Source organism: Chryseobacterium sp. GP-SGM7 (assembly GCF_049166575.1).
Classification (GTDB): Bacteria; Bacteroidota; Bacteroidia; order Flavobacteriales; family Weeksellaceae; genus Chryseobacterium.
Genome location: NZ_JBMHFF010000001.1, coordinates 397,766 through 409,442, shown reverse-complemented (window position 1 = coordinate 409,442; position 11,677 = coordinate 397,766). Strand labels below are relative to the sequence as shown.

Sequence of the window (11,677 nt, the reverse complement as noted above, 5' to 3'; positions counted from 1 at the left end):
AGTGTTAAAATTAAACATTTTAAGACTTAGTGAACAAAAAATGCGCCAGAATATTGTATATTTTTTCTTAAAACGATACTTTTTAACATTTTATTATAAATTCAGAATAGATTTCTTAATGAAACTTGTGATATTTACTAACTCAAACTAATAGTATTATGAACTCAGAAATTATTTTTAACCAAGATTTTGACTCTAAAAGTATGTATGTGATGAAGGTATTTCACGCAGAAGTACTAAAAGTATGGGACTATTTTACCAAACCCGAATTGCTTGATTTATGGTGGGCTCCGAAACCCTGGAAATGCGAAACCGAAAATTTAAATTTTGAAGAAGACGGAGTTTGGCTGTATTCGATGAAAGGACCGGAAGGTGAAAAGATGTTTTCAATGTTAAAATACGGAGAAATTAATGAACACAGAAGTTTTGACGGAATTGATGCATTTTGTGATGAAGACGGAAAGGTTGACCAAAATTTCCCGCAAACGCAATGGCTGATTGGTTTTACCGGAGTAGAAGAAGGAACAAAAGTTTCTGTAAATATACATTTTCAATCAGAAGATGACATGAAAAAACAGTTGGAAATGGGTTTTGAAGAAGGTTTTAAAATAGGCTTAAATCAGCTGGAAAATATTTTTAATAATTTGAAAATTTGAAAGTGAATTTAATTTTAAAATTAAAACGGCAAATAAAAAAATGGAGAGTAACAACTACTTTCCATTTTTTATAGTTAATCAATTTTCTAAATTGCCTAGTTTTCAAATTAATTCTTCATCCTGAAAATACTGGATAATCGCTTTTTTCATCAAAAGCTGCTGCTCATTCGGTTTCAATTCAGGAAGTTCTTCCAGCTGTTCAAAATGAGGATAACCATCATCATCATAATGCGAGAATTTATAATATCCGAAAGGTTCTAGAAGTCTGCAGACTGCAATATGCAGAAGATTGAGTTTGTCATCTTTAGTATACTTTTGCTGTCCGCTCCCAAGTTCCTGTAAACCAATTAGAAACAAATAGGTCTCAATCGGGGCATTTTTTTCGGTATCAAAATTTTCAATAAAAAATTGTTCTACTTTTTGCCAAATTTCACTTTCTGTCATAATATATTAGTTGTATTCATCCAGTTTCAGAATAATACATTTCGTTTATAAATTACTTTATTCTTCTTTTTTCTTTGCTTTTCTGAGAAGTTCTGCTAATTTCTCTTCTTGTTTTGATTTTAAAATTTCTCTTTTTTCACTTCTAATGATCCTGTCTCTCTGAATGAGGTAATAAATGAAAGTAATTGAAATCATTATTATCAGTAATATCATATCATTAGATTTTAAGTTCAATTAAATTTCAAATACTACATCTTGTCAATTTTCAATAAGAAAGCGTATTCCAAAGCATCTTCTTTTAATGATTCAAATCTTCCGCTTGCACCGCCGTGTCCCGAACTCATATCTGTTTTGAAAACTAAAATATTATGGTCTGTTTTTAATTCTCTTAATTTTGCAGTCCATTTCGCAGGTTCCCAATACTGTACCTGAGAATCGTGAAACCCAGTTGTAATCAATAAATGTGGGTAATCTTTGGCTTCAATATTATCATAAGGTGAGTATTCTTTCATGTAGCGATAATATTCTTCATCATTCGGATTTCCCCACTCATCGTATTCTCCCGTTGTTAAAGGAATTGTTTCATCCAGCATTGTAGAAACTACGTCCACAAAAGGAACCTGCGCTACAATTCCGTTAAATAAAATTGGCTCGTAATTCATTACTGCTCCGACCAATAATCCACCTGCACTTCCACCCATCGCATAAAGATGTTTCGAAGAAGTATAATTTTCTTTCACTAAATGTTTTCCGGCGTCAATAAAATCGAAGAATGTATTTTTCTTAAAAAGCATTTTCCCGTCTTCATACCATTCTCTTCCCAGATATTCTCCACCACGAATATGAGCAATCGCATAAATAAATCCTCTGTCAAGAAGAGATAATCTCACGTTGGAAAAACTCGCATCAACCGTATGTCCGTAACTTCCGTAACCGTACACAAGAACCGGAGTTTCTGCCGATTTTTTCGTGTCTTTGTGATAAACCAATGAGATCGGAACTTTCACTTCTCCATCTCTGGAATCTGCCCAGATTCTTTCTGAAACATAATTTTCAGGATTAAATTTTCCACCTAAAACCTCCTGCTGCTTTAAAAGTCTTGTGGTTTTATTTTTTAAATGGTATTCGTAAGTTGCATTTGGCTGCGTTAAAGAAGTGTAGCCGTAACGCAAAACTTCAGTATCAAATTCTAAATTGGTTCCGATGTAAGCCGTGTAAGTCGGATCTGAAAATGGTAAATAATAGGATTCCTTATTTTTTTCGTCTATAATTTTTATTTGTAGTAAACCTTCCTCTCTTTCTTCAAGAATCAGATAATTTTTGAAAATTTCGAAACCTTCCAGCAAAACTTCTTCGCGGTGCGGAATGACATCCACCCAGTTTTCCATTCCTGGATTCGCAATTTTTGTTTTTACAATTTTAAAATTGGTAGCGTCGTCTGCATTGGTAATGATATAAAATTCATCTTCATAATGTTCCACAGAGTATTCCAGATCGTCAATTCTTGGCTGAATCACTTTCCAGTCTGCAAAAACATCATCTGCAGGAATAAAATGATGCTCATCTGAAATAGTACTAGAACTCGCCATGAAAATATATTCCATTGATTTCGTTTTGAAAACATTCACATCAAAAGTCTCATCTTCTTCATGAAAAATTAAAACATCTTCTGAGGTATCTGTTCCTAATCTATGCCTGTAAACTTTATACGCTCTTAAACTTTCATCTTTTCTGATGTAGAATAGATGCTCATTATCATTTGCCCAAACTGCTTTTCCGGTTGTATTTTCAATTGTGTCGGAATGAATTTCTCCTGTTTTTAAATTTTTAAAATTTAAAGTATAAATTCTTCTTCCCACATTATCAGAAGAAAAAGAAGCCAATTCATTATTCGGGCTCACTGCAACATTTGCCACTTCGAAAAATTCTTCTCCTTCAGCAAGAATATTCACGTCGAGAACGATTTCTTCTTTGTTTTCCAGCGTTTTATATTTTCTGCAAAAAATAGGGTATTCTTTTCCTTCTTCATACCGTACGATGTACCAGTAGCCATTGAAGAAATAGGGCAAAGATTCGTCATCTTTCTTATATCGGGCTTTCATTTCTTCGTAAAGTTCTTCCTGAAATTGCTCCGTATCTTTCATGATTTCGTCTGCGTAGGCATTTTCTTCTTCAAGATATTTGATGACTTCAGGATTTTCTCTTTCATTCATCCAGAAATAGGGGTCTGTTCTTCTGTCACCGTGAATTTCAAGTACTTTTTCTATTTTTTTTGCCTTTGGAGCTTCCATCTAATGTTAATTCTTGTTCAAATTTAATTAAAAAAAAACCATCCTTCCATTTTCTAGGAAAGACGGCTGATTTTATAGATATCATTAAAGACTATTTATGAAGTGCTTTAATGAATTTTTCCAATGCCATTGTCATTGAAGGAGTTTCTTTTGTTGGAGCCATTAAATTTACATGTAACCCGGCTTCTTCTGCTGCAGCGGAAGTTGTAGGTCCGAAAACCCCAATTTTTGTTTCTTCCTGCTTAAAAGTAGGGAAGTTTTGCTGTAGAGATTTAATTCCTTGCGGACTGAAGAAAATCAACATATCGTAATCTGCAATGTTGATATCTGTCAAATCGCTGCAAACTGTTCTGTACATGATTGCTCTCGTCCACACTACATTAGAAGCTTCCATTGTTTTTACAATATCCGGACTTAGAACGTCTGAAGAGGGCAATAAATATTTTTCGGATGGGAATTTTTTGAAAAGAGGTAAAAGATCGGCAAAGTTTTTTTCACCAAAACTGATTTTTCTTTTTCTGTATACAATATGCTTCTGAAGGTAGTTTGCAATTGCTTCAGACTGACAGATGTATCTCATCGTGTCTGGAACGGCGAATCTCATTTCTTCCGCAAGCCTGAAATAGTGGTCTATCGCATTTTTACTGGTAAAAATAATACCAGTATATTGCGTCAGATCTATTTTCTGCGTTCTAAGTTCTTTGTTGTCTACTCCTTCGACATGGATAAAGGGGCGGAAGTCAATTTTTATTTTTTCCTTCTTCGCTATTTCCAAATATGGAGAAGACTCGCTAGGTGCTGGTTGAGAAACCAATATTGACTTTATTCTCATCATTTACTTTTATTAAAAAAATAATAACTTCCAAAGCATTAAAATTGGTGCGATTTGGAGGGTGCAAATATACAAAAATTTATAATACCATTTTTGTGGTAAGATGTTGTTTCTGTGAAACAAATAGAAAAACACCTTGAAAATGAATACAAAACAGAAAAAACATAAATAATAAATAAATGCTCTATTTCTGTCTATAGGGAAATAGTAGTGAACTACACATAAAATGATAAGCAAAATCGAAAATATAAAGTGGAATTTTGCTGAGGTAAAATAAAAAATAGTCCATTTTTTTCCGTCGCCTATCGATTGATACAATAAAAAACTTAATGTGGTTCTGATGAAATAAAACAGCGAAATAACGATTAAAGTATATCCTATTTTATTAAGCTGATAGCCGAAAGGTTGAAATTCGGCAACAAATTTCGGGATAATGGGAACATATTGTGAAACAAGAATACTTAAACTTAAAATGGTTACAATCGATGTAATCATCCAGCTCGGAAGGTTGTTGCTTGCATCATAATATTTTTGAAGAAGAAAATCTTTCAGATTGGCTTCGCGTTCCACAATATTCATCATGAAAATATATAAGAAAAGACAACCGATAAGAATGAAAACCACCCAATCGTTATTTTCGGGTATCCTTACTTCGTTTCTGAAAGTTTGTAATAATGGCAAAAGAAATTTTTTGCAAAATTATAGATTATTTTGTATAAAATAAAAAACTTAAATAAACTATCTTTGCAAACTGAAATGAAAAAACTCGTCATCATTCCAACCTATAATGAAAAGGAAAATATAGAAGCTATAATTTCCGCTGTTTTTGCATTGGAAGATGATTTTCACATTTTGGTTGTGGATGATTCATCACCGGATGGAACTGCAGACATCGTTAAAGAATTACAGAAAAAATTTACACATCACCTCCATTTGTCTGTCAGAAAAATAAAAGATGGGTTAGGTAAAGCCTATATTCATGGTTTTAAGTGGGCAATAGAAAATCAGTATGATTATATTTTTGAGATGGATGCAGATTTTTCTCATGATCCAAAAGATTTACCTAAACTTTTCGAAGCCTGTAAAAATGCAGATATGGCGGTCGGCTCACGTTATTCTAAAGGAGTAAATGTTGTGAATTGGCCGATGGGAAGAGTTTTGCTTTCTTATTTTGCTTCAAAATATGTACGCTTTATATTGGGTGTTGCAATTCATGATACCACTGCTGGTTTTGTTTGTTTTTCAAGAAAAACTTTGGAGCAGATAGGTTTAGATAATGTAAAACTGAAAGGATATGGTTTTCAGATTGAAATGAAATTTAGAGCTTTCAAAAAAGGTTTTAAAATTGTAGAAGTTCCTATTATTTTCACCAATAGGATTTTGGGCGAAAGCAAAATGAATGGCGGAATCATTCATGAAGCGGTTTTTGGTGTTTTAAATTTAAAATGGAAATCAATCATCAACAGATTATGAAAAAAATAATCTTAGTTTTCGTTTTACTGTGTTCATTTTCTTGTACAGAATATGTAGATAAACCAAAGAATCTGTTAGATGAGACTCAAATGTCTGAAATTATTGCAGATTTGGCGATTAACGATCAGGTTATATTTTCTTACCCGAAAACAAATTTAGAAAGTGGAACACGATTTATTCTGAAATCTCACAACGTGAAAACTGAAGATTTTCTGGCAAGCTACCGATATTATATTGTGAAGCAGAAAATGACCGATATTGTAGAAAATGCACAAAAAATTATCATCGATAAAGATCCCAAATCTGAAAAGAAGATAAAAGGTGAAACCCAGGTTAAAGATGTTGAATTACCAACACCCAAGCTGGAAAGAAGATAATGAAGTAAAATTTTCATCATCCAAAAGTAAATATAAGATGGTGGTGATTTAAAAATGTATAAGAATGAATTTTTTTAATATAGAGAAAACCTCAGAAGGTAAAGCAAGAGCGGGAGTTTTGAATACCGATCACGGAACTGTTCAAACGCCGATCTTTATGCCGGTAGGAACTGTTGCAAGCGTAAAAACCGTTCATCAGAGAGAAATAAAAGACGATATCAAAGCTCAGATTATTTTGGGAAATACCTATCACCTTTATCTTCGTCCCGGAATGGAAGTAATGGAAGCTGCAGGAGGTTTACATAAATTTATGAACTGGGATCTTCCGATTCTTACCGATTCAGGAGGTTTTCAGGTTTTTTCACTCTCCGGAACAAGAAAAATGTCTGAAGAAGGCGTGAAATTCAAATCGCATATCGATGGAAGCGTTCATTTATTCACTCCGGAAAAATCTATGGAAATCCAAAGACAGATCGGAGCTGATATTTTTATGGCATTTGACGAATGTGTCGCTTACCCAGCTCATTATAATCAGGTGAAAAAATCGATGGACATGACGCATCGTTGGTTGAAAAGATGTATAGACTGGAATGAGCAAAATCCTGAGTTATATGGCTATAAGCAAAGATTCTTCCCAATCGTTCAAGGTTCTACGTATTCAGATTTAAGAAAAATTTCGGCAGAGGTTATTGCTGAAGCAGGAGCGGAAGGAAATGCAATTGGCGGACTTTCTGTAGGTGAACCCGAAGATGAATTGTACAGAATCACCGATGAGGTTACCGATATTTTGCCTAAAGACAAACCAAGATATTTGATGGGTGTAGGAACTCCGTGGAATATTTTAGAATCGATCGGTTTAGGAATCGATATGATGGATTGCGTAATGCCGACAAGAAATGCCAGAAACGGAATGCTCTTTACCTGGCAAGGCGTCATCAATATGAAAAACGAAAAATGGAAGAAAGATTTTTCTCCGTTAGACGAATTTGGGACAAGTTTTGTAGATCAGGAATATTCAAAAGCGTATGTGCGTCATTTGTTTGTGTCTAAAGAATATTTGGGTAAACAAATTGCTTCCATCCACAATCTTGCATTTTATTTAGATTTGGTGAAAGTGGCGAGAGAGCATATCTTAGCAGGAGATTTCTATCAGTGGAAAGATTCTGTAGTTCCTGTATTAAGACAAAGACTTTAAAATATTTAAGAGAAGATGCTTAAAATAATAGACGGATATATCGTAAAAAAATACCTTGGAACTTTTAGTTTCATGTTGATTTTGCTGTCTATTGTAGTTTTGGTCATCGATGTTCAGCAAAAAATTCCCCGTATTGAGAAGGCGACAGAAATTGATGCGAAATTAGATTTAAACTACTTTCTAATTCATTTTTATCCTTTCTGGATCATCAATTTGGTGGTAACTTTCCTGGCAATTCTTGTATTTATATCGGTCATTTATTTTACCTCAAGAATGGCAAATAATACGGAGATTGTTGCCATTATCAGTAGTGGAGCAAGTTTTCACAGGTTTGCAAGACCTTATTTGCTGACATCACTTTTTATAGCAATAATTTCTCTGTTTGTAAATCACATGATTTTACCTTGGGCAAATGTTCAGAAAAATCAACTTGAAGCTTATACTTACAATGCTGTTGCGAAAGAAAAAGTTTTAGGAACAGCTCCGGTTTCTGCACAATTAAGTAAAACTGAATATATCTTCATTAATTCCTGGAACAAAAGAGAAATGAGAGGTTTTGGCTTTTTATATCAGAAGTTTGATAACAACCGTAAACTGATTTATGAGCTTAAAGCAACCGATGTTTTCTGGGAAAAAGAAAAAAAGAATTTTGTACTTAACAGTTATTTAGAAAAGACAATCAATAAAGACGATTCCGAAAAATTGGGGCAAGGTTTTGAGTTGAAAAAAAGCTATGGTCAGGATCCTGAAGAATTATTTCCAAACGAACTTTTAGGGCAGAACAAAATAACTCCGGAATTGATAAAATTCATAGACAGAGAAAAAGAGAAAGGAAACAGCAACCTGAATTCTCACTTAAACGAGTTTCATCAGCGTACTTCGATGCCTGTTTCGATTATTATTCTGACGTTTTTGGCGCTTTCGCTTTCCTCTCAAAAGAAAAGAGGAGGCTTGGGAATCAACCTGGCAATTGGTATTTCTTTGGCGTTCGTTTTTGTATTCTCTTTTGAAGCTTTAAAAGTAGTTTCCGAGAACAAAAGTATGTCTCCCGCTTTGGCGATGTGGTTTCCGAATATAATTTTCGCTCCGATTACTTTGTTTTTATATATAAAACGTGCAAATCAGTAAAGAAGTTTGATTTCTTTGTGGTAAAAAGACTTCAATCCGGATTCTTCCAGATCTATCCAGATATTACCGTTTTTGTCAGCGTTTTTAATAATGCCATTTTGTCGCTTTTCGTTGAGTTCGAAAACAGAAATTTCATCTTTTTTAAATAAGTTTGAATTAAATTGATCTAAAATTTCAGGATCACTAGGAATATTATTTAGGTTTTCAACTAAAAATGCATGAAGGTTTTCCGCAATTTTATTTAGATTAAATCTTTCTCCGGTTTGTGTTAAAAGTGAACCGGCATTAGAAATTTCATCAAATTTTTCCTGTAAAATATTGATGCCGATTCCGATAATAAAATAATTTTCCTGATTGATTTTTTTCTTCTCAATTAATATCCCGACGACTTTTTTATTTTGAACGATAATATCATTCGGCCACTTTATTTTTACTATCTTTTCAGTCAGATTGGCAAGAAAGTTTTGTACGCAGATTGCGGTATAATAATTGAACATGAAATCCGAGTGCTGAATACATGAGGTTTTTACAGCCAATGTGTAGGCAAGATTCTGTTCTGCGGCCGAAGTCCACGTATTTCCATATTGTCCCCGTCCTTTTGTTTGATTAAATGTAAAAAGACCACTAAAATTTGATTTGGAATAAAGTAAAACTTGAGCTATTTCGTCATTAGTAGAAGAACACTCATTGCGGTAAAACAGGTCACTCATTTAAGAAAACTTTAAGACTTTAAAAGCCTAAAAGTAAGGCTAAAGTAAAAGAAAAACAATAAATTTGCAGATTATAGTATATTTTAATGAATAAAACAGTAGAAAAGCAAGCGCTAATAGATAAAATTATTGAAGCTATCCAGGATGTAAAAGGAGAAGATGTTATGATTTTCGATCTTTCAAAAATTGAAAACTCGGTAGCAGAAACCTTCATCATATGCAGTGGAAACTCAAATACTCAGGTTTCGGCATTGGCGGGAAGCGTTGAGAAAAAAGTAAGAAATGATCTTCAGGACAGACCTTGGCACGTAGAAGGTACAGAAAACTCATTGTGGGTTTTGGTAGATTACGTAACAGTGGTGGTGCATATTTTCCAAAAAGAAACTCGTGAATATTACGATATCGAAGAGCTTTGGGGAGATGCAAAAATCACCAGAATAGAAAATGAAATATAAATTTTAAAAAATATAAATGAATAATAAAGGATTTAACTGGTTTTTCCCCATCATGATTATAGCACTTGTGCTATTTTTTGTAGCTAATTCTTTAGGTGACAATACTGCAAAATCAATCGATGAAGATACTTTCTTCAAAGAAATGCAGGCTGGGAAGATTCAGAAAGTGCTGATTGATAAACAGAAACAAAATGCGGAGGTTTATTTAACGAAGGAAGCAAAAACAACAACAGTAGCTACTAAGGATAAAAATCCAAGCTTGTTTCCGTCTATGGGAATGACTCCGAAAGCAGATTATACACTGAAATATGGTGATTTGCAATTATTCTTAAAGAATTTTGAAACGTTAAAAGCAGAAAATCCTGCCTTAAAAACAACTAAAGATTACGCAGAAGGAGAAAGCCCCTTGATGAGCATTCTTATTCAGGCCTTAATCTGGATTACGATTCTTGGTCTTTTCTATTTCATTCTTTTCAGAAAAATGGGAAGCGGAGGCGGTCCTGGAGGACAGATTTTCTCAATTGGAAAGTCTAAAGCTAAACTTTTCGACGAAAAAGAAAAAATTCAGGTGACATTTAAAGATGTTGCAGGTTTAGAAGGCGCTAAAGAAGAAGTACAGGAAGTTGTAGATTTCTTAAAAAACTCTGAAAAATATACAAAATTAGGAGGTAAAATTCCTAAAGGAGTTCTTTTGGTAGGTCCTCCGGGAACAGGTAAAACTTTACTGGCGAAAGCTGTTGCAGGGGAAGCTAAAGTTCCGTTTTTCTCACTTTCAGGTTCAGATTTTGTTGAAATGTTTGTTGGGGTAGGAGCTTCGAGAGTAAGAGATTTGTTTGCACAGGCAAGAGCAAAATCTCCGGCAATTATCTTTATTGATGAGATTGATGCAATTGGTAGAGCAAGAGGTAAAAATAATTTCTCAGGCGGAAATGACGAAAGAGAAAATACTTTGAACCAACTTCTTACAGAAATGGATGGTTTTGGTACCGATGTAAACGTTATCGTAATGGCGGCAACCAACAGAGCAGATATTTTAGATAAAGCATTAATGAGAGCGGGTCGTTTTGACCGTTCAGTGTATGTTGATCTTCCGGAATTACATGAAAGAAGAGAGATTTTTGATGTTCATTTAAAGAAAATAAAACTTGATGATACAGTAGACAGAGATTTCCTGGCAAAACAAACGCCTGGTTTCAGTGGAGCAGATATTGCAAATGTTTGTAATGAGGCGGCTTTAATCGCGGCAAGAAACAGCCACGAATCTGTTACTAAGCAGGATTTCCTTGATGCAGTAGACAGAATTATCGGAGGGCTTGAAAAGAAAAATATGGCCATTAAGCCATCTGAGAAAAAGAGAGTTGCTTTCCATGAAGCGGGGCATGCTACAATTTCCTGGTTGGTAGAGCACGCTTCACCGCTTCTAAAAGTTACGATTGTTCCGAGAGGAAGATCTTTGGGAGCTGCGTGGTATCTTCCGGAAGAAAGACAATTGACAACGACCGAGCAAATGTTGGACGAAATGTGTGCAACTTTAGGGGGAAGAGCGGCAGAAGAAGTAATATTTAATAATATTTCAACCGGGGCACTTTCAGATCTTGAAACAGTGACGAAAAGAGCTCAGGCAATGGTAACAATTTATGGCTTGAGTCCGAATATTGGTAATATTTCTTATTATGATAGTTCAGGTCAGTCTGAATACAGTTTTGGGAAACCTTATTCTGAAGCAACAGCTTCAAAAATTGATGCCGAAATCAAAGCGATTATTGAAAATCAATATGAAAGAGCGGTAAGAATTCTTAGTGAAAACAAAGATAAACTGAATGCTTTAGCAAATAAATTACTGGAAAAAGAAGTAATCTTCCGTGAAGATCTTGAAGATATTTTCGGTAAAAGAGCTTGGGATCCGGAATTGACGGAAAAACCTGTTACCAATACCATTATTCCTATTCTCGAAAAAGAAGAAGAAAAAGGAAACGATCAGGATATTAAGGAAGGAGAAATTCAAGCTCCGGAAAGTCCTACACAAATCTAGATTTACATCTGTATTTCAAATATAAAACCCGACAAGTAGCAATTTGTCGGGTTTTTGTTATTTAAAACTATATTTTTAGATTAA

Annotated in this window: 13 protein-coding genes; 7 read left to right on the top strand and 6 right to left on the bottom strand. The window is 34.2% G+C overall.

Annotated elements, in window-relative coordinates; translation table 11 throughout:
• The first annotated feature begins 158 nt into the window (after positions 1–158).
• On the top strand, positions 159–656 hold the full coding sequence (locus ACOOWA_RS01935) for an SRPBCC family protein (protein WP_421372870.1): 498 nt from the start codon (positions 159–161) through the stop codon (positions 654–656).
• Between the two features lie 102 nt (positions 657–758).
• On the opposite strand, the gene ACOOWA_RS01930 is transcribed toward ACOOWA_RS01935, so the two are convergent.
• The 5 genes from ACOOWA_RS01930 to ACOOWA_RS01910 all read right to left on the bottom strand — a co-directional run bounded on the left by ACOOWA_RS01930 (position 759) and on the right by ACOOWA_RS01910 (position 4,904).
• A complete protein-coding gene (locus tag ACOOWA_RS01930) occupies positions 759–1,100 on the bottom strand; it encodes a hypothetical protein (protein ID WP_421372869.1) in 342 nt (113 codons plus the stop codon).
• 57 nt (positions 1,101–1,157) lie between these two features.
• Positions 1,158–1,313, bottom strand: coding sequence for a hypothetical protein (locus ACOOWA_RS01925; RefSeq protein ID WP_421372868.1), 156 nt, complete (start codon positions 1,311–1,313; stop codon positions 1,158–1,160).
• A 35-nt stretch (positions 1,314–1,348) separates the two neighbouring features.
• Positions 1,349–3,391, bottom strand: coding sequence for a S9 family peptidase (locus ACOOWA_RS01920; RefSeq protein ID WP_421372867.1), 2,043 nt, complete (start codon positions 3,389–3,391; stop codon positions 1,349–1,351).
• Between the two features lie 91 nt (positions 3,392–3,482).
• Positions 3,483–4,223 (bottom strand): uroporphyrinogen-III synthase, encoded by a 741-nt coding sequence (locus ACOOWA_RS01915; RefSeq protein WP_421374629.1) that lies wholly within the window; start codon positions 4,221–4,223, stop codon positions 3,483–3,485.
• Between the two features lie 12 nt (positions 4,224–4,235).
• The gene (locus ACOOWA_RS01910; RefSeq protein ID WP_421372866.1) at positions 4,236–4,904 is read right to left on the bottom strand and encodes a DUF4271 domain-containing protein; all 669 of its coding nucleotides are present in this window, start codon (positions 4,902–4,904) and stop codon (positions 4,236–4,238) included.
• 75 nt (positions 4,905–4,979) lie between these two features.
• Between ACOOWA_RS01910 and ACOOWA_RS01905 the strand changes: the two genes are divergently transcribed.
• From ACOOWA_RS01905 to ACOOWA_RS01890, 4 genes are all read left to right on the top strand, one after another.
• Positions 4,980–5,696 (top strand): polyprenol monophosphomannose synthase, encoded by a 717-nt coding sequence (locus tag ACOOWA_RS01905; protein WP_421372865.1) that lies wholly within the window; start codon positions 4,980–4,982, stop codon positions 5,694–5,696.
• Positions 5,693–6,073, top strand: a complete 381-nt coding sequence (locus tag ACOOWA_RS01900; protein ID WP_421372864.1) for a DUF4296 domain-containing protein — start codon at positions 5,693–5,695, stop codon at positions 6,071–6,073. Before ACOOWA_RS01905 ends, ACOOWA_RS01900 begins: the two co-directional genes overlap by 4 nt.
• 64 nt (positions 6,074–6,137) lie before the next feature.
• Positions 6,138–7,268 (top strand): tRNA guanosine(34) transglycosylase Tgt, encoded by a 1,131-nt coding sequence (gene tgt, locus ACOOWA_RS01895; RefSeq protein ID WP_421372863.1) that lies wholly within the window; start codon positions 6,138–6,140, stop codon positions 7,266–7,268.
• A gap of 15 nt (positions 7,269–7,283) precedes the next feature.
• A complete protein-coding gene (locus ACOOWA_RS01890; protein ID WP_421372862.1) occupies positions 7,284–8,396 on the top strand; it encodes an LptF/LptG family permease in 1,113 nt (370 codons plus the stop codon).
• Here the strand turns inward: ACOOWA_RS01890 and ACOOWA_RS01885 are convergent.
• Positions 8,390–9,106, bottom strand: coding sequence for a biotin--[acetyl-CoA-carboxylase] ligase (locus ACOOWA_RS01885; protein ID WP_421372861.1), 717 nt, complete (start codon positions 9,104–9,106; stop codon positions 8,390–8,392). The two genes, ACOOWA_RS01890 and ACOOWA_RS01885, sit on opposite strands and share 7 nt — an antisense overlap.
• 86 nt (positions 9,107–9,192) lie before the next feature.
• Between ACOOWA_RS01885 and rsfS the strand changes: the two genes are divergently transcribed.
• Both rsfS and ftsH read left to right on the top strand, forming a co-directional pair.
• Positions 9,193–9,561 carry a ribosome silencing factor gene (gene rsfS, locus ACOOWA_RS01880; protein ID WP_267263736.1) on the top strand — a complete coding sequence of 123 codons (369 nt, stop codon included), beginning with the start codon at positions 9,193–9,195 and terminating at the stop codon, positions 9,559–9,561.
• A gap of 16 nt (positions 9,562–9,577) precedes the next feature.
• Positions 9,578–11,593 carry an ATP-dependent zinc metalloprotease FtsH gene (gene ftsH / locus ACOOWA_RS01875; protein WP_421372860.1) on the top strand — a complete coding sequence of 672 codons (2,016 nt, stop codon included), beginning with the start codon at positions 9,578–9,580 and terminating at the stop codon, positions 11,591–11,593.
• Positions 11,594–11,677: the final 84 nt, after the last annotated feature.